Source organism: Pseudoalteromonas sp. 1181_04 (assembly GCF_052850545.1).
In genome coordinates, this window is the sequence record NZ_VXCS01000018.1 from 80,933 (window position 1) to 99,157 (window position 18,225).

16 protein-coding genes are annotated in these 18,225 nt (G+C 40.8%); 5 read left to right on the forward strand and 11 right to left on the reverse strand.

The features are described 5' to 3' along the window. Nucleotides 1-44: 44 nt before the first annotated feature. The 3 genes from FW757_RS15845 to recQ form a co-directional block, all read right to left on the reverse strand. Nucleotides 45-1,754 carry a POTRA domain-containing protein gene (locus FW757_RS15845; protein WP_182718076.1) on the reverse strand — a complete coding sequence of 570 codons (1,710 nt, stop codon included), beginning with the start codon at nt 1,752-1,754 and terminating at the stop codon, nt 45-47. A 66-nt stretch (nt 1,755-1,820) separates the two neighbouring features. Next, complete coding sequence (locus tag FW757_RS15850; protein WP_145237057.1) at nt 1,821-2,120, reverse strand: DUF3630 family protein; 300 nt, start codon at nt 2,118-2,120, stop codon at nt 1,821-1,823. A gap of 15 nt (nt 2,121-2,135) precedes the next feature. After that, entirely contained in the window at nt 2,136-3,959 is a 1,824-nt protein-coding gene (gene recQ / locus FW757_RS15855; RefSeq protein WP_182718107.1) for a DNA helicase RecQ, read from the reverse strand. 111 nt (nt 3,960-4,070) lie between these two features. Between recQ and FW757_RS15860 the strand changes: the two genes are divergently transcribed. Together FW757_RS15860 and rarD are read left to right on the forward strand one after the other, a co-directional pair. Then, nucleotides 4,071-4,526: a thioesterase family protein gene (locus tag FW757_RS15860; protein WP_446441422.1), complete on the forward strand. Its 456-nt coding sequence runs from the start codon at nt 4,071-4,073 to the stop codon at nt 4,524-4,526. Nucleotides 4,527-4,578: 52 nt separating this feature from the next. Beyond that, nucleotides 4,579-5,502, forward strand: coding sequence for an EamA family transporter RarD (gene rarD, locus FW757_RS15865; protein ID WP_446441423.1), 924 nt, complete (start codon nt 4,579-4,581; stop codon nt 5,500-5,502). Here rarD and FW757_RS15870 read toward each other — a convergent pair. Then, a complete protein-coding gene (locus FW757_RS15870) occupies nt 5,499-6,734 on the reverse strand; it encodes a response regulator (RefSeq protein WP_182718079.1) in 1,236 nt (411 codons plus the stop codon). The genes rarD and FW757_RS15870 overlap by 4 nt on opposite strands. 89 nt (nt 6,735-6,823) lie before the next feature. Then, nucleotides 6,824-7,198, reverse strand: coding sequence for a DUF413 domain-containing protein (locus FW757_RS15875; RefSeq protein WP_145237075.1), 375 nt, complete (start codon nt 7,196-7,198; stop codon nt 6,824-6,826). A gap of 91 nt (nt 7,199-7,289) precedes the next feature. Here FW757_RS15875 and FW757_RS15880 point away from each other — a divergent pair, with 91 nt between their 5' ends. Continuing rightward, the gene (locus FW757_RS15880) at nt 7,290-8,165 is read left to right on the forward strand and encodes a LysR family transcriptional regulator (protein ID WP_145237078.1); all 876 of its coding nucleotides are present in this window, start codon (nt 7,290-7,292) and stop codon (nt 8,163-8,165) included. Between the two features lie 159 nt (nt 8,166-8,324). Then, entirely contained in the window at nt 8,325-9,242 is a 918-nt protein-coding gene (locus tag FW757_RS15885; protein WP_446441424.1) for a porin, read from the forward strand. Nucleotides 9,243-9,292: 50 nt separating this feature from the next. On the opposite strand, the gene recG is transcribed toward FW757_RS15885, so the two are convergent. Genes recG through asnC form a run of 3 tightly spaced genes read right to left on the reverse strand, consistent with a single transcriptional unit; the run spans nt 9,293 to nt 12,634 of the window. Further along, nucleotides 9,293-11,374: an ATP-dependent DNA helicase RecG gene (recG, locus tag FW757_RS15890; protein ID WP_145237086.1), complete on the reverse strand. Its 2,082-nt coding sequence runs from the start codon at nt 11,372-11,374 to the stop codon at nt 9,293-9,295. Between the two features lie 60 nt (nt 11,375-11,434). Beyond that, the gene (trmH, locus tag FW757_RS15895) at nt 11,435-12,121 is read right to left on the reverse strand and encodes a tRNA (guanosine(18)-2'-O)-methyltransferase TrmH (protein ID WP_145237089.1); all 687 of its coding nucleotides are present in this window, start codon (nt 12,119-12,121) and stop codon (nt 11,435-11,437) included. A 54-nt stretch (nt 12,122-12,175) separates the two neighbouring features. After that, nucleotides 12,176-12,634 (reverse strand): transcriptional regulator AsnC, encoded by a 459-nt coding sequence (asnC, locus tag FW757_RS15900; protein WP_145237092.1) that lies wholly within the window; start codon nt 12,632-12,634, stop codon nt 12,176-12,178. A gap of 198 nt (nt 12,635-12,832) precedes the next feature. On the opposite strand from asnC, the gene asnA reads away from it, so the two are divergent. Continuing rightward, nucleotides 12,833-13,828 carry an aspartate--ammonia ligase gene (gene asnA / locus FW757_RS15905; RefSeq protein WP_145237095.1) on the forward strand — a complete coding sequence of 332 codons (996 nt, stop codon included), beginning with the start codon at nt 12,833-12,835 and terminating at the stop codon, nt 13,826-13,828. Nucleotides 13,829-13,879: 51 nt separating this feature from the next. Here asnA and FW757_RS15910 read toward each other — a convergent pair whose 3' ends face one another. From FW757_RS15910 to spoT, 3 genes are all read right to left on the reverse strand, one after another. Then, nucleotides 13,880-15,484 carry a DUF342 domain-containing protein gene (locus FW757_RS15910; RefSeq protein WP_149980653.1) on the reverse strand — a complete coding sequence of 535 codons (1,605 nt, stop codon included), beginning with the start codon at nt 15,482-15,484 and terminating at the stop codon, nt 13,880-13,882. A gap of 153 nt (nt 15,485-15,637) precedes the next feature. Beyond that, nucleotides 15,638-16,030 carry a RidA family protein gene (locus tag FW757_RS15915; RefSeq protein WP_145237101.1) on the reverse strand — a complete coding sequence of 131 codons (393 nt, stop codon included), beginning with the start codon at nt 16,028-16,030 and terminating at the stop codon, nt 15,638-15,640. A 12-nt stretch (nt 16,031-16,042) separates the two neighbouring features. Continuing rightward, complete coding sequence (spoT, locus tag FW757_RS15920) at nt 16,043-18,148, reverse strand: bifunctional GTP diphosphokinase/guanosine-3',5'-bis pyrophosphate 3'-pyrophosphohydrolase (RefSeq protein ID WP_182797700.1); 2,106 nt, start codon at nt 18,146-18,148, stop codon at nt 16,043-16,045. Nucleotides 18,149-18,225 lie beyond the last annotated feature (77 nt).

Consider the following 18,225-nt stretch of genomic DNA (forward strand, 5'->3'; position numbering starts at 1 on the left):
CAAATGCGGTTTAGGAGCAACTAGTTTAGCGTTTTTAGCACACTTTAAAAGGAATTTTTTACAGTGACTAGCCATTGAATAGAATCAACATCATCACTTTTATCAAGTGGAGCGGCGATATCTAAATGGATCACAGTCCCTGCATTTGCTCTGCTTGGGGCGAGTCGTAACCCGATACCTATATTTTTCAATACTTGGCCATTTTTACCGTTATTTTGGTCATTAAACCAAGCGCGACCAATATCAAAAAATGCAGCTCCACCAACTTTAAACAGTTGAAGCAGGTCGTATTCCCAATAATAGCGTTTTTCAAGGTTAACTAAAAAACTACGATCGCCTTGTTGGTAGTCTAGCGGATAGCCACGTAGGCCATTTTCGCCGCCTAAGATTAGCTGTTTGTCGGGGGTTAGGTTTTTAGCATAGTCTAAGCGTATTTTGGCATACCACGACTGTTCAAAACTGGTGTTTAAATAATACTGCACTTGAGTGCTCGCGAGTAAGTTCTCTACTTTGCTTTGTTGTTCGTTCCAATTACCATCTAGGCTAGCATGAAAGCGCCAAAGGGTATTATCGCCACTAAAATGAGCTTTTTTCGCATCAAAAGAGTAAATAGCGCGGCTATCGTCATTGCTTAATTCTTCACTTGCATAGCCTAATAAACCTTGCACATTCCAACCAAGATTTAAATCTTCAGTACGATAAATACTGTCGAAATTACGCACTTTTATGTAGTGATCTTCAAACCAATGACCACTGATATATGGATAACTTAGCTCTCGCTTTTCTGCCAATGGTGTGACGGTATTTACAGTGCTTTCAAATGCTTGTTGTTCATGGGTGTAACCGACGCTAATACGTTGAGTCCAATTATTAGCAAGCTGTTTAGAGTGGCCAAAGTGAATACGATTATAGTCTGTTTTCTGGATAAATTGACTGAATACTTCACCACGTTTATAGAGAGATTCAATTCGTTGATCAGAGTAGCTTAATAAGCCATAGCTGTAAGGCGTATCAATAGAGTAAAAAGGGTAGCTAAGCTCGAGTAAATGGCGTTTACCATCGTCGTTATCTGAGTATTCTATACGACCACGGTAGCGGCTAGAAAGTATATTAGGATCATCATAAACAAACAGGTAACCATTACGTTCTGCATCGGTAGTGCGAGCAAGTGACAAACGTTTACCCCAGCCAAATAAATTGGATTCGCGAAACCCAATGCTCGATTTATTTTCGCCACCACTGCGGCTGAAGCTAATTTCTGGTAGTAACGTCCATAAATCGCGGGTGATCACTTTTACATTAATGTCACCATCGCAGTTAGTTTCTGCTTTTATTCTGGCATCGTATAGATAACCTTGACGACGTAATAAGCGCTCTGATTCGGCGAGTTTTTTCGGCTCATAGTGATCACCAGGTTCGAACAATAAAATATTTTTTATAACGTCTGGCTCAGTGGTCATATGAACACGATTGGCAAAGCGAAATAATGCGTTATTTTCTGCTTCTAAATTGGTATTGAAGACGTTGAGTTGATCAAGTTCGACCTGGGCAATTTTGGCTTTGTTGGTTTTTTCTGGCAGTGTCTCATCGACATCAAGTTGGCGACGGAGATTTTTTTCAGTGGGTGTAATTGTGCGTTGATTACTGCAACTTTGCTGTTCGTCACCAGATGATTGCGCTAAGCCATAGGATGAATAGAGCAAAGTGCTGCAACAGCTAAACAATAAAAATGCATAAGCGTTATTTACAACCATTGAAATCCTTTATTATGGGTTTTTACCGTTAACCCACTACACACTAAGTTTGTGTATAAGTCTACCTCATTGTTGCAATAGTGTGAGGAAATAGTGTGCTAAGGCTGCTAATAAATGCTCAGCTTCAATGCCTTCGCCATTAATCCAAATACTGTTACTGTAGTGTTCAAAGTTTAAATTAAAGCTTTGCTGTGCATACGTAAAGCGACATTGGTGGCGATCCGCTCCCGCTGCAAATTCACCAATTACTATTTCTGGGCCATGTAAAAATAACTGTGCCCAAAGCTCGAAATCATCATCGTTGGGCATTTCGCTGGGGATAATAATAATGGCATTATGTTGATTATCAAGTTGCAACTGAGTCATCAATTTTCTCTTTATTTAAGACTGGGCTAAGTAGTCGCGTATGGCGTGTAAAAAAGGGCTGCCGTACTTATTGAGTTTAGTAAAGCCAACCCCTGACACTTTGAGAAATTCACTGTCATTGGTTGGCATCAGTTGCGCCATTTCTGCGAGGGTTTTATCGTTAAATACTACATATGGTGGCACATCATCCGCATCGGCAAGCTCTTTACGTAAGGCGCGTAGTTTGGCAAATAGCTTTTTATCGTAATTAAACTGAGCGAGCTTGTCTTGGTATACGTGCTTTGCTTGCAGACGTGGTTCAGCCATTTGCAGCGCGTATTGACCTTTCAAAATAGCGCGAGCACCTTCGGTTAAGCGCAGTGCTGAGCCTTGGGTGATATCTTGACTCAGTAAGCCTTGGTGAATCAGTTGGCGTAAAATACTGAGCCAAAATTCACTACTGTGGTCTTTACCTATGCCATAAGTGCTGAGTTGGTGGTGATTGTTATCCCTAATGCGGCTGGTATTTGCTCCGCGCAGTAGCTCAACTATGTAGCCTAAACCAAACCGTTGTTCGGCACGATACACACACGAAAGGGCTTGTTGTGCCACTAAAGTACCATCAAAACTTTTTGGTGGATTTAGGCAAATATCGCAGTTGCCGCAAGGTTCGCGTTGATATTCACTAAAGTAGTTAAGAAGTATTTGTCGACGACATGTTTGTGCTTCTGCGAAGCTGGCCATGGCGTTAAAGCGTTGCTCTTCGACACGACGACGTTGTTCATCTTCAATGTCTTCAAAAAATCGCCTAACACGGCCAATATCGGCCGGATCAAAATACATAATAGCTTCAGCGGCCAAGCCATCACGGCCAGCACGGCCAGTTTCTTGATAGTAAGACTCGATACTTTTGGGAATATCATAATGCAGTACAAAACGGACGTTGGGTTTATTAATGCCCATGCCAAAGGCAACAGTAGCCACCACTATTTGAATATCGTCACGGGCGAAACCGGTTTGTACAAATTGGCGTTGCTCGTTACTCATACCTGCATGGTAAGCCGCTGCGTTCATTCCAGCATCAGCGATCTTTTCAGCTATTTCATCAACTCGTTTTCGACTGGTGCAATAGATAATACCACTTTGACTTTGTTGTTCTTTTAAGTAGCGAAGTAATTGCGCCAGCGGTTTGAATTTTTCTTCAATGGTGTAACGAATATTTGGTCGATCGAAACTACCAGTGTGTATATAGGGGGCATTTAAACCAAGCTGCTGGACGATATCAAACCGCGTGGCTTTATCAGCTGTCGCTGTGAGCGCCATCATAGGCACATCTGCAAAGCGTTGTTTTAGTTCGCTTAAGCGGCAGTAGTGAGGGCGAAAATCATGACCCCAATGTGATACACAGTGAGCTTCGTCAATCGCAAATAAACTAATATTAAGGTGACTTAAGCGCTCTTTAAATTCATGTTGCAGCACTTTTTCAGGTGCAACATACAGTAGCTTAAGCAAACCATTGTGCAGTTGTTGATATATTTGCTGCTGTTCGTCGCGGTTTAAACTGTTATTGATATACGCCGCTTTCACCCCGAGCGCTTGCAATTGTGATACTTGATCTTGCATAAGGGAAATTAATGGCGAAATAACGACTGTCAGACCGCTTAAGGCAAGCGCGGGCACTTGGTAGCATACTGATTTGCCGCCGCCAGTTGGCAGCAATACTAGCGAATCTTGGCCGTTAAGGGCTGCATTGATCACCGTTTCTTGGCCATCACGAAATTCGCTATAGCCAAACACTTGTTTGAGTATCGCTGCGGGACTGCGCACTACGGTGCTTGCTGTGGGATTTGGTGTATTCATCGCGGACATTTTAGAGCTTTTAGGCGACCTTGCATAGGTGCTTTTTATCGCACTTTCTTTTTAGTTGTGCTTTACTCATCTTACCAGTTATAAAGTTTGCAGATAATAATAATGAATAAAGCCCAATTAATTGACCAAGTTGCTAAAGTTTTTGTAGAGCAAATGCCGTTTAACCAGTTTTTACAAATAAAAGTTAAATCACTAGATGCGGAACAAGCGCAAATAAGCTTTCCTTGGCAGGATGTCTTTATTGGTAATCCTGCTCAAAAAATTCTCCACGGTGGGGTGATCTCTGCGGTGCTTGATAATGTGGGGGGGATGCTAGCGGCGGCGGCGATGATAGAAAAGCTCACTGAGCTTAATATAGTTAGTATTCAAACCAAGCTAGCGACACTCGGCACCATCGATTTGCGCACTGATTACTTGCGTCCAGGCAAAGGGCTTGAATTTACCGCTAGTGCTAAGCTAATTCGCTCCGGTAATAAAGTATGTGTATGCCGGATGGAGCTCCATAATGAACAAGGCATTCAAATAGCTTTTGGTACGGCAACTTATTTAGTTGGATAAAGCGTAGCTGGCAGGTAAACTAGCCGCCATTAAACTACATCAGAAACAATCTATGCCAACTAATCCTGAACAGCGTAAAGGTGTTATCTTAGCCTGTATGGCTTTTTTTATGTGGGGCTTAGCACCTATTTATTTTAAATTACTACAGCATATATCAGCTTTTGAAATACTGATGCATCGTGTGGTTTGGTCGGTATTATTCATCGTCATCATTGTTGCAGTAATGAAGCAATGGCATAAAGTACAGCATGTACTTAAACACCCTAAACTCATTGCTATGCTGGTTATTACGGCCACCTTACTTGGCTTTAACTGGGGGCTATTTATTTGGGCGGTTAATAATGATCATATGCTTGATGCAAGTCTTGGTTATTATATCAATCCGTTATTAAACGTACTGCTAGGTATGCTTTTTTTAAGTGAAAAACTACGCAAATGGCAAGCGCTAGCGGTTGCTCTGGCGTTATTTGGTGTGGTGATCCAAGTTATTAGTTTTGGCTCATTTCCGGTGGTCGCACTTTCATTAGCAGGGTCATTTGCGGTGTATGGCTTACTTCGTAAAAAGTTACCTATCGAATCATTGCCGGGGTTACTACTAGAGGCATTAATATTATTGCCAGTTGCTTTAGTATATTGGTGGTTAATGGCGCCATCGAATAGCTCTGATTTCGTAGCGAATGATTGGCATACTAATGTATTGTTGATCAGTGCAGGCGTTATTACCACACTGCCACTACTTTGCTTTACAGGTGCTGCCAAGCGATTGCAGTATGCTACCTTAGGGTTTTTCCAATATATTGGGCCAAGTTTAATGTTTGTGTTGGCGGTGGTATTTTATGGTGAAGTATTTAGTCCTGAACGAATAGTAACATTTGCTTGTATTTGGAGTGCGCTGGCTATCTTTAGTTGGGATTCCTATCGACAATCACAAAAGCGTAAACGTGAAAATATCCCTGCACCCACTAAGCCTGTTTAAGCAATGACTTTATTGCGGCCAGTTTCTTTGGCTTCATAAAGCTTAATATCGGCCTGTTTTAATAATTCATCAATTTGATAAACAGGCCCGTGTGCGTAACCAATAGAGAGCGTAAATTGAATTTTTTCTTTGCTAAATTCAGGGCTATTGAGCTCAACAAAGTGACGAAAATTATCCAGACGTTTTAATATTTCATCTTTATTTGTGTCATTAAAATACACAGCAAACTCTTCACCGCCTAAACGAGCCGCTAAGTCTTTTGTAAAGTATTTTGCAAAACAAATTGAAAGTCCTTTTAGTACTTCATCACCAGCATCGTGGCCATAGGTATCATTGATTGCTTTGAAATGGTCAATATCGAGCATCGCCAAAGAGGGAATTAACTCTTTTTTCTGCAGTTGTTTTAATGATTTTGTGGTCTCTTCAAAGAAGTAGCGACGATTAGGTAGTTTAGTTAAATAGTCAGTGTTCGCTTGTAAGCGAATGGTGGCAATTTGTTCCAGCATGTCAACGTTCTGGCTCAAACGGCAATAAAATTCCTCGTTATTAAATGGTTTACGTAAATAGTCGTTTGCGCCATTTTTCAAAAAACGCGCCGAAAGATGCGCTGCATTTGAGCCGGAAATACCGATTATTGCTTTTTCATCATTACTGTATAAGCGACGAATTTCACCACATAACTCATCACCATTCATGTTAGGCATTTCGTTATCTGCAATTATAACTGCTATATCAGGTGTTTGTTCGAGCACTGCAAGTGCTTCAATGCCATCACAGGCTTGTAATATTTGATATTTATGACGTTTAAGCAAGCTGCATATATGTAGTCGTGCTGATGGTGAGTCATCGACGACTAAGACTTTAACGTTTTCGTTGCGAGGTAAGCGCTGTAGTTGCTTTTCTAAATAATGGTAGGCTTGCTTGTTCTCTTTAGTGATGTAATCAATTATTGGATATTTTTCGACGGTATCACGGGTCTTTGCATCTATATTGCCGGTCATTACTATAGTAGGAATTTGAGCTTCAATAGTGCAGGGTACAGCCTCGCCTTGTGGTGCGTCAGGTAGAATAAAGTCTACTACAGCGCAAAAATAGTTATTTTTACTAATTAACTCTTTTGCTTGCGCTAAGGAACAGGCTATATCTGCATCATAGCCAACTTTAATTGCAATGTGCTTTTGCACTCGCGCTATAGTTGGCGTATCTTCAATGATGAGTATTTTTCGTGTCACGTAACACCTTGTTTTTGGCATGGCCAAGTTTGTTCAGTTATACAAGTTGTAACTGTTAAAACACGAAAAAGCAAATAACACCATTACTTTTATAAACTATCAGACTCCGAATAGTAGTCTGGATTTTGTGGTGCAGGACTTGAAATTTTAGAACGCCCAAACAGAGTATGAAACTTTGCTTTACACGTCGTTAGCTTTAGGTATTTAATCCACGCACGTTCAATTGCGTTGGTTGGTTCTTGATTACCAGAGACAACGGCAAAAAATTGTTCTTGGATTTCATTTTGTGGTTCAAGGGTTTTATTATATAACCCTTTTAGAACAACACCGTGTTGTTCAAGGATACTGGCTTCTAGTAAGGTAAAATTACCGCTGCGGCCGAATCCGCGCGGAAAGTTTTGATCATCATAAAACTGACGTTGGCTTACAAATGCTTGGCGAAGTAGTGAAATATCATTGCTCATGGCTGTTTCCTCATACCCTATTTTCAAGCTGGAGTATGGATCAAGTTGCGCAATTTATTAAACAAAAAATTTTTATCGTGAGGATAAATAATTGGATATAGATTTATTGAAAACCTTTGTCGAAGTGGTACGTACTCGTCACTTTGGTAAAGCGGCTGAAAACCTTTACATTACGCAGTCTGCGGTGAGTTTTCGAATTCGTCAATTAGAACAAGGACTAGGGGTTAATTTATTTATCCGCCAACGTAATAACATCCAATTGACTGCACCAGGGGAGCGCTTATTACCCCATGCGCAAATGATTATTACTGGTATGCAACGAGCTAAAGTCGATGTTGCTCTTGCTGATAATATGCATAAGCAAGTAAGTTTAGCAGGGACGCCCAATATTTGGGATGCTTTTTTACAGTTTGGTATCACTAATATTGTTTCTGCAATGCCAGGGGTATCGCTGGTGGCTGAAGTTAAAGCACAGCAAGAAAGTACAAGGTTATTATTAGAGCGCACCTTAGATCTAGCGATTTTATTTGATCCACCAAAAGTGGATGAATTAGTAGTTGAGCGTATTTGCACCTTGCCAATTATACCTATCAGTGCATTTGAAGGAGCTGCTAATGATAACTTTTTTGATAATCAATATGTCTATGTTGACTGGGGAACTACCTTCTCACTTTGGCATGCACGGCAATTTACTGGCCACACTCCACCATATTTTCGTACCAGCACAGGACGCATTGCATTAGATTTGATACTACAATGTGGAGGTAGTGCATTTATTCCTGAAGTTTTAGCGAAAAGCCATATAGATAAAGGGGAGCTACATCGAGTGTCTGATGTGGAACATACTTCTCGGGATATTTTTGTCGCTTATCACAGAGATAATGAACAAAAACCCTTGCTTGAGACGTTGGTTAATTTATTACTGGAATTAACACCAACAATAAGCAGTGAATTTAGTGCTAAGTAAGCTATATATGACAGTTTTGTGTTGATTTGATGTCTTTTGTTGTTCCTTTTTATGAATAATATGAGTCAAAAATATTTCTGTTGTAATATTTCTGTCATTTACCGCAGGCAAAATGCAGCGAATTAAAAATTAGTCTGTTGCGTTTATTGAGGAAATAATATGAAATTTGCAAAGTCGAGCCTATTACTAGCTGTGTTAAGTGGTTTATCTTTTTCTGCATTTGCTGATGTTGATGTGTATGGTAAAGCAAATGTCTCTGTGCAATCTTCGGATGACGGTGAAGGGTCATTCAGCGAAATTAAAAGCAATGCATCGCGAATCGGTTTTAAAGGTTCTGAAAACATCAGTGATGGCTTAGAAGCTATTTATAAGTTCGAATTTCAAGTTAATGTTTCTGATGATTCAAAAGACACGGTTACATCACGTAATCAATACGTTGGTTTAAAAGGTGGATTTGGTCAACTAGTGATTGGCCGTAATGATACTGCTTTAAAGCAATCACAAGGAAAGTTGGATTTATTTGATAACCTTGAAGGTGATATCAAAAATTTATTTAAAGGTGAAAACCGTCTTAGTGATACAGTTACTTATTCATCAAAGGATTTAAGTGGCTTTAAAGTGCTTGCAACTTACGTTGCAGAAAAAGACAGTGATGGCGATAGCGGTTATTCATTAGCACTTACTTATGGCGATGCTGGACTGAAGAAAAGCAATGTTTATGCATCAGTTGCTGCCGACAGTGAAGTTAATGGTTATGATGTTGTACGCGCTACCGTGCAAGGGAAGGTAGCTGATTTTAAATTAGGTGCAATGTACCAAAGCCAAGAAAAAGTGAATGGTAGCGGTGATGCCGATGGTTATTTAGTTAATGCGGCTTACACTCTTGATAGCAATACATTTAAAGTTCAATACCAAGTAATGGATTTTGATGCGGGTGATAAAAAGTCTGCCATCTCTGCAGGTGTTGATCACTCCTTGAGCAAAAACACCAAGTTATTTGCCTTCTACACTAATTTTGATATGGACAGCAATGTTGATCAAGATTACTTAGGTGTTGGCATGGAATACAAGTTTTAGTCTTTAGACTGTTGAAAAAGCGTTACTTATTACAGTAAGGCTTTTTACTATTAAGCTTGTGCATACACTGATTTACCCGCAAGCCAGCGATTGATTAGTTGTTCTACTTGTTCAGGATACTGGCGGAGCATTTGTAGTGCGATAGGTCTGACTAAGTTGAGTGTGTGCTTATCTCTGGTTAAGTCAGCAATTTTAAATTCCGCTAAACCTGTTTGTTTTGTGCCGAGCACTTCACCTGGACCACGAATTTCCAAATCACGTTCAGCAATTACAAAACCATCATTGCTATCTCTTAGAACAGCCAAACGTTTTTGTGCAGTATGAGACAGCGGTGCGTGGTATAAAAGCACACAATGGGATGCGATTGCACCACGACCAACTCGACCACGTAACTGATGTAATTGTGCAAGGCCAAGCCGTTCAGGATTTTCAATGATGATCAAACTGGCATTCGGCACATCTACACCGACTTCAATGACCGTTGTCGCCACTAATATATGAATCTTTCCAGCTTTGAACTCGCTCATAATAGCTTGCTTTTCTGCTGCTTTCATACGGCCATGAACTAATCCTATAGTTAACTCTGGCAGTGCATGAGTTAATTGCAGTGCGCTATCTTCTGCTGCTTGGCATTGCAATGCTTCCGATTCATCAATTAAGGTGCATACCCAATATACTTGACGACCTTGCTCGGTACAGGCTGTCTTTACCCGAGCAATAATTTCATCACGACGCGTATCAGGTAGTGCAATGGTTTTAATTGGGGTACGTCCTGGTGGCAACTCATCAATCACGGACGTTTCTAAATCGGCATAAGCTGTCATCGCCAAAGTACGTGGGATCGGTGTTGCTGTCATAACCAGTTGATGGGGATAGCAATCACCAAAACGGCCTTTTTCTCGTAGCGATAAGCGCTGGTGGACGCCAAAGCGGTGTTGTTCGTCAATAATAATAAGCACTAGATTATTAAATGTTACTTGTTCTTGAAATAACGCATGAGTCCCAACAATCATTTGCGCTTCACCTGATGCTATTTTTTCAAGCGTTGCGCTGCGTTCTTTTCCTTTGGTTTTACCACCGAGCCATGCTGTAGTTATACCTAAAGCCGTAAACCAATTTTCGAAAGTAATGCCATGTTGTTCTGACAGAATTTCGGTGGGTGCCATTAATGCCACCTGATAGCCCTGTGCGATAGCTGTTAAGGCGCTCAGTGCCGCAACTAGGGTTTTACCTGAGCCAACATCGCCTTGTACTAAGCGCATCATTGGATAAGGAGACTGCAAATCGTTTTTTATTTCAGCGACGACTTTGTTTTGCGCGTTGGTTGGAGCAAAGGGGAGCTGCGCTAAAAAATCATGCTCCAGATGATTAATAGGGTTCAGAGCAACTGCTTTTACTTGCTGTCCTTGTTGACGTAATTTTAATAAGCTCAAATTTTGCGCCAGTAACTCTTCAAACACTAAACGTTGTTGAGCCGGGTGAAGGCCTTGCTCTAATGCGGTGATATCTACATCATTAGCGGGGCGATGTAAAAGTAGCAGTGCTTGAGTTAAATCCATACCAGCGTGTTGGAATTGCACTGGCAATAACTCTTCTACCTGATATTTTTCAAGTAATGCAATCGCCTGATCACTTAATGCACGGATCGACAGTTGTTTTAACCCTTCCGTTGTCGAGTAAACAGGCGTTAGTGTGGTTGCTGTTGGTTGTTCGCTCGGTGTATCGCTGAGGCTGTATTCAGGATGAGTCATTTCATAACCGACTCTGCCACGTCGTACCTCGCCAAAACAGCGGATCACCTTACCGCTACTTAAGGTATTCTTTTGTGCTGCAGTAAAATTAAAAAATCGCAGGGTGAGTCGTCCAGTACCATCGTTAACTTGGCACACGAGCATTTTACGTTTACCAAAGGTAATTTGGCTGGTTTCTATGGTGGCTTCAATACTGACATGACTATGCATAGCTAAATCACTGATAGCATAAATACGGGTGCGGTCTTCATATCGAAGCGGTAGATGAAAGAGCATATCTTGCACTGTGCTAATGCCGAGTTTTTTTAGCCGCTCGGCCATCTTTGGACCAACGCCTTTGAGGTCAGTGATTGGGTAGCGGCTTAAAGTTGGCTTTGACACAATACGCTCAAATCTTTCATTTTTAGATACTTTTTAGTTTACGTGCGAACAGGCCTGTCATCAAGCATGTTTTAATTTGTGCCAAAACTCATCATCAGCGATGATTTCACCATTTTCATCGAGGGCTGGATAGGGTTGCGATTTTTCTTTGCATTTTTGTGCAATGATTGGGTGGCAACCTTCAAATAGCATCTTATGTTTTATGCTCTCATCCAGCATGGTGCGCTCATATAAGCCAGCTTGCAGGCGTTGGTTTTGTGCTTCAAATAATATCAGTGCAGCGGCCACAGACACATTCAGAGACTGCGCCATACCTTGCATTGGAATAATAATGTTTTTATCTGCGTGGGCAAGTGCTTGTGGAGAGATCCCGGTTTTTTCTTGGCCGACAATAATGGCTGTTGGCAGAGTATAATCAATCTCACGGTAGTCAACAGCATCAGGGCATAAGTTAGTAGCGAGTATTTGTACTTGCGGATTATGCTGGCGCATCATAGCCACAGCGCTGTCGATATCTTTATGTAAGTGAGTTGCGATCCAATTTTTACTGCCCCCAGAGGTATTATTGGTGAGCCATTTTTGGTTTTGTGGCCATACTGCATGAACATTATGGCAACCCACAGCATCAGCGCTGCGAACAATTGCAGACAAGTTATGGTGTTTGTGCACATCTTCTAAGCACACGGTTAAATCGGTTTGACGACGATCTAGTACGTGTTTAATGCGATGATAGCGGGTGTTTTCCATTTTTAGCCTTGTCTGAACTCATAAAATTGCCGCTATTATACGGGAATTACCGTCTTAAGGCATTACTGAGCGGCTAATTGGGTTTTGCAGTGATATTAGCGTTTCGGTTGACTGAATAGCTTCGATAGCTTGAATCTTATTGATCAATACATCTTGTAAATGATCAATTGAACGGGTCATTACCTTAATAAAAATACTGTAGTTACCGGTTGTGTAATAAGCCTCAACGACTTCTTCGAGTTCCTTTAGATGCAATAAGGTTTGTGGGTAGTCTCGAGCATTATTGAGGTTGATGCCAATAAAACAACACACATCGTAGCCTAACTGCTTGGCATTGACGCTAACTTGGGTGCCTGTAATGATCCCCGCTTGTTTCATTTTTTCAATCCGTACATGAATTGTACCTGCGCTAACGGCGAACCGTTTGGCTAATTCTGCATAGGCTGTGCGAGCATTATCCATTAATGCGTGGAGGATCTGTTTATCAAGATTATCGATTTGATAATTTTCCATATAAATATCATCTTTAAATTATTGAATCATCATTTTTTATACCACTAAATTAATCAAATTAATATGGTAAAGGTGTTTTTGTTATTGGTTATTGAATTAAAGTGCAAAATGATTGAGGATTGCTTTAACGACATGGTTGCTCATAGTGCAATCATGCATTTATACAAGTAACAATAACTGGGAATGAGGCCAATTATTATGAGTTCACACTTTGTCCAGCAACAGCTGCAAATTAGTAAAGTTAAACAGTATTTTTCACACCAGCTAGAACAACAGCTAGGGTTAATTGAAGTACAAGCGCCTATTCTGGCTAAAGTAGGCGATGGTATCCAAGATAACCTAAGTGGCACTGAAAATGCGGTTGCGGTAAAAGTTAAAACTATTCCAGCGAGTCAATTTGAAGTGGTTCACTCTTTGGCAAAATGGAAGCGAAAAACACTAGCTGAGCACGGCTTTGCAATTGGTGAAGGTTTATACACACATATGAAAGCGTTGCGCCCGGATGAAGAGTCATTAAGCCCCATCCATTCTGTTTATGTTGATCAGTGGGATTGGGAGAAAGTAATTTGTGCCAGTTCTGAGCGCTCTCTTGATAAGTTAAAAGAAACAGTACAAGCCTTGTATAAAGGCTTAAAAGCAACCGAGCAATTTGTTGCTGATGAATTTGGTATATCACCATTTTTACCCGCTGATATTACTTTTGTACACAGTGAACAGTTACGTCAAATGTACCCTGATTTTACCGCCAAGCAGCGCGAAAAAGCGATTACACAAGAATATGGTGCGGTGTTTTTGATAGGCATTGGTGGGGCATTAGCCGATGGTAAGATTCATGATGTACGCGCACCTGACTACGATGATTGGTCGACTCAGACCTGCGAGCAATACAGTGGCTTAAATGGTGATATTTTACTGTGGAACCCTGTGCTTGAAGATGCTTTTGAAATTTCATCAATGGGTATTCGCGTATCACCAGAAGCATTAGTTGCACAGCTTGCAATTACCGGTGACCAAGCTCGTTTAGAATTTGATTGGCATAAGCAACTACTAGCTAAACAATTACCACAGACAATTGGTGGTGGCATTGGTCAATCTCGATTGGCGATGTTGTTATTACAAAAACCTCACATCGGTCAAGTACAAGTAAGTGTATGGCCGGAGGAGTTAAAACAACAAGTGGCTGGTATTTTATAACGTAGACGAGACAATAGAGACTATCTGCTGTTAGTCTCTATCTGCTTGCGATCAACTGGTTTTAAATTCAATCTCTATTTTTCCTTCTTGCAGTTTTACGTTACAAGGAGGATAGCTGCGATTTGTTCTTAATACTTTATCGAAAATGTGGATTTCTACCCCAGAATGCAATTTTTTATTGACCGCTAAATTAGCATTATCAAGTAGTTCATATAGACTTTGTTCTAGCGTTGTTAGGCGTTTTTCTAGCTGCTCTGCTTGTTGGCAATAATGTTGCTGAGTAGCTCCAATTTTAGCGAGCAATAGTTTTTTCTTATCTAAATCTTTTACTAAATCGGCCTTTTCTAGCGTTGCTTGCAGGGTGTCTAATTGCTCATCGGTTTTAGCTAATTCTTTAAGGCATTCATCGGTTTCAGTAGTAACAGACTTTCCTGAGGCAACCATGTTTATGAGCATTTTAGCGCCAGATTCATTACCAATTTCACCAGCGATAATCATTCCGGCATCCAGGATCTCGCCACCAAATAACTTCCCTTGTGGATTGTCTGCTTGGCCTATCTGTAAAAGCTTAGTCGCTTTCATTGCGCAGTGGCTAGCTTGGCGCTCAATAAAAATATTATTACCTTCAAGGTAGCTATATTGGGAGTGAGATAAATGAATATCACCGTTACAAATAATTTTGCACGAAAGCGTTTTATCATCTAGCTGGTGGCCAATCACACCTTGTTTAATGGTGATATTACCTTGCGCTGTCAGCTCTCCGGATTCAACCGTGCCCATCACAGTTATATCGCCTTTCGCGGTTACTTTCATGCCAGGCTCTATATTATGAGTGACAATAATGCTGCCATCAAAGTTTATATGGCCGCTTTTAACTGTGACATCGCCAATCGTAAAAATATCATCAACGCGCATACCATTTTGAATTTCGACTGGTACGCCCGCAATACTTGAGATTAATTCAAGAGGATTAGTTTTTGATATTTCACTGCCCTCACCAGCAACTAGCGGGCTACTTTCTCCTGCTTTTGCCGGAAGGACATCGCCTTTTACGGTAAAACCTTCTTTACCAGGGGTTGCGGGTTGCTGTCGAACTAATAATGTACCGGGTTCAACACTTGCTAACTTGCCAAAGTCGCGCATATCGACAGTGCCATCTTCGCGCAGCTTCGGGGTATGCAAACGCTCTTTTAAAGTTAATACTTGAGGGAGTAATTTTGATGATTTGCCGTCTTCTGGTAAGCGACCTTTAGCGAGGATACCTTTAACGGTAGTGCCAGCGGGTAATTCAAATTGTTTTTGTAGCAGCTGCTCTAAAAATGCTTGTTTGTAGCCCCGAGCAACCCCAGCTTTGATCAGCTGCTGTTTCGCTTGATCAAGGGCCAAAACTTTGCCACCTTGTGCGAGTGTGAGTTCGCCTGTTGCTAACATTTTATCATCACTGAGTGTAACAGTTAGTGTGGCGTCATGCTTACTGGCAACCACTAAACTACGTTCGCTACTAGGCTCTTTAAAAAAAGCATTGATAGCATCATAGTCTATGCGACATTCACAGAATGTTGATTTTTCTAGAGCCTCAATAACAAAAGCGGCACTAGGCGGCGAATGTTCTATAACATCGAGTAGTACATTACCGTTATGAGCAAGCTTAAACACGGATCATCCTTTTACAACACTTAAGTTAAAGGTTTTTATAATTATATAAAGATAGAGTGCTAGAGATTTGAATAACTGTCAAGAAGATCGAGGAAAAGGGGACTGATGAGTTAATACACCTAAGTATAAATACTTAGGTGTATTGCTGTAAGCTTAATTTGTTGAAGGCAATTCCATAATACCGTCAATTTCAACTTGCACGTTTTTTGGTAATGCGCGCACGCCAATTGCTGCTCGGGCAGGATAAGGTGCTTTGAAGTATTGGCTCATTACTTCATTTACCGTCGCAAAGTTAGATAGATCAGTTAAATAGATATTAACTTTTACCAAGTCTTGGATGTTGCCACCGGCTTCTTCACATACCGCACTAATATTTTTAAATACTTGATGTGTTTGTTCTGCGAAATCTTCAGAGATCACTTCCATCGTTGCGGGAACTAATGGAATTTGACCCGATAAGTAAACTGCTGTACCAACTTTTACTGCTTGGCTATAAGTGCCGATGGCAGCAGGTGCTAGATCCGTAGAAATAAATGCTTTATTCATGATTTTCCTATATTATTTTTTACGATAGACTTTTTGCACATCAGGCATTACGCGAATGCGGCGCATGATATTAGCAACATGGACACGGTTTTTCACGGTGATCCCTAAATCTATCACGTATAAATTACTTTCTTTTTCATCTGTGGCTATTTCTATTATGTTTGCTTGAGTTGTAGCAATTACATTGGTTAATTTTGCAAGCGCACCTTGGTGGTTTATAATTTCCACACGCAGTGCTGCAATATATTCTTTTTCTGGATTATCATCCCATTTCACAACCAAGTATTTTGAGCGCTCATTTTCCCAGCCGCGAATATTTTTACATTCTTGGCGGTGAACCGTGATGCCTTTACCTTGGCTTATATGTGCGGTGATAGCATCCCCAGGCACAGGTCGACAACATTTAGAATAGTTAACTAGCATGCCTTCAGTACCAATAATGGTCGCTTTAGCATTTTTAGTCATATCGCCTAAATCATCATTGTCATTTTGCAGTAAGCGGCGTGCGATCAGCATGCTCATTAAATTACCGCAGCCAATTTCAACTAATAGCTCTAATACAGTATTGAGTTCATGTTCTGCTAAAACGCGACTAATATTTTCGTCAGGCAGATCATCGAACTTCGTTTCACCTAAAGCAGAGTCGAGTAAGCGACGGCCAAGTAATAAAGCTTCTTCATGATGTTGGCTCCTCAGGTAATTGCGAATTCCTAAACGTGCTTTACCGGTAACAATAAAGTTTAACCACGTTGCGTTAGGGTGCGCACCTGAGCTGGTAATCACTTCAACTGTTTGACCCGTATCTAATGCTTTACTTAACGGATGAGGTTTACGGTTAACGCGTGCACCCACACAGGTATTACCAACATCGGTATGGACCGCGTATGCAAAATCAACGGCGGTTGCACCCATAGGTAACTCGACTATGCGACCATCAGGAGTGAACACGTAAATTTCTTCTGGGAATAGCTCTGTTTTAACGTTTTCAACAAATTCAAATGATGAGCCTGCGCTTTGTTGTAATTCCAACAAACTTTGCATCCACTGACGTGCCCGTTGTTGTGCAGTGTGGCCTGCGTTATCACCGGATTTTTTATACATCCAATGAGCAGCAACTCCTTTATCTGCCATGTGATCCATATCGTGAGTACGGATCTGGATCTCAACAGGGATCCCATGAGGACCAACTAATGAGGTATGCAACGATTGATAACCATTAGTTTTAGGTACTGCTATATAATCTTTAAAGCGAGTTTCGATTGGTTTATATAAATTATGGGCAACGCCAAGTACCCGATAGCAGATATCCATTGAATCAACTGCAATTCTAAATGCGTAGATATCCATGACTTCATTAAACAGTAACTCTTTATTAAGCATTTTTTTATAAATACTATATAAATGTTTTTCGCGCCCAGAAACAGTGGCTGTAATGCCAGCTTCTTCAAGGCGTGCTGTTATCTCGGTTTGGATATTTGAAATGACTTCTTTGCGATTGCCGCGCGCTTTGGCAACTTCTGACTTTAAAGCGCGATGACGCATCGGGTAGAGGGCTTGAAAACCTAAATCCTCTAACTCATTTTTAATATCGTGAATACCTAAACGATTAGCAATCGGCGCATAAATCTCTAACGTTTCGCGGGCAATACGTCGACGTTTGTCAGGACGTAATGCTCCAAGAGTGCGCATATTATGAGTACGATCAGCAAGTTTGATTAAAATAACACGAATATCTTGTGTCATTGCCATAATCATTTTTCGATAGTTTTCAGCTTGGAATTCTTTTTTATCTTTAAAGCTGAGCTTATCAAGTTTGCTTACGCCCTCAACTAATTCTGCGACTGTCTCGCCAAAAATTTCGGCTAAATCTTGTTGGCTAAAGTCGGTGTCTTCAATCACATCATGCATTAATGCAGCCATTAACGTTTCGTGATCTAAATGCATACCAGCCAGAATTTGGCTTACTTCAACAGGGTGAGTAATGTAAGGTTCGCCACTTGAGCGAGTTTGACCCTCATGGGCCTCTCGGGCTACCACATAGGCTTTTTGTACCAGCTCTACATCAGCAGCAGGTAAGTATTCTGATATTTTCTTTTTTAGACCTTCAAAAAGATACATTCACACTCCAATGTTCTCGTGAAGCAAATAGGTAACGGTATGTTAAGAATATACGATGAAAAGAAGGGATTGCCAAC

Excerpts from the sequence above, each read along its gene's own strand:
- FW757_RS15845 (WP_182718076.1), bottom strand. The coding sequence starts at position 1,754 with ATGGTTGTAAATAACGCTTATGCATTTTTATTGTTTAGCTGTTGCAGC.
- FW757_RS15850 (WP_145237057.1), bottom strand. The coding sequence starts at position 2,120 with ATGACTCAGTTGCAACTTGATAATCAACATAATGCCATTATTATTATC.
- recQ (WP_182718107.1), bottom strand. The coding sequence starts at position 3,959 with ATGAATACACCAAATCCCACAGCAAGCACCGTAGTGCGCAGTCCCGCA.
- FW757_RS15860 (WP_446441422.1), top strand. The coding sequence starts at position 4,071 with ATGAATAAAGCCCAATTAATTGACCAAGTTGCTAAAGTTTTTGTAGAG.
- rarD (WP_446441423.1), top strand. The coding sequence starts at position 4,579 with ATGCCAACTAATCCTGAACAGCGTAAAGGTGTTATCTTAGCCTGTATG.
- FW757_RS15875 (WP_145237075.1), bottom strand. The coding sequence starts at position 7,198 with ATGAGCAATGATATTTCACTACTTCGCCAAGCATTTGTAAGCCAACGT.
- FW757_RS15885 (WP_446441424.1), top strand. The coding sequence starts at position 8,325 with ATGAAATTTGCAAAGTCGAGCCTATTACTAGCTGTGTTAAGTGGTTTA.
- trmH (WP_145237089.1), bottom strand. The coding sequence starts at position 12,121 with ATGGAAAACACCCGCTATCATCGCATTAAACACGTACTAGATCGTCGT.
- asnC (WP_145237092.1), bottom strand. The coding sequence starts at position 12,634 with ATGGAAAATTATCAAATCGATAATCTTGATAAACAGATCCTCCACGCA.
- asnA (WP_145237095.1), top strand. The coding sequence starts at position 12,833 with ATGAGTTCACACTTTGTCCAGCAACAGCTGCAAATTAGTAAAGTTAAA.
- FW757_RS15915 (WP_145237101.1), bottom strand. The coding sequence starts at position 16,030 with ATGAATAAAGCATTTATTTCTACGGATCTAGCACCTGCTGCCATCGGC.
- spoT (WP_182797700.1), bottom strand. The coding sequence starts at position 18,148 with ATGTATCTTTTTGAAGGTCTAAAAAAGAAAATATCAGAATACTTACCT.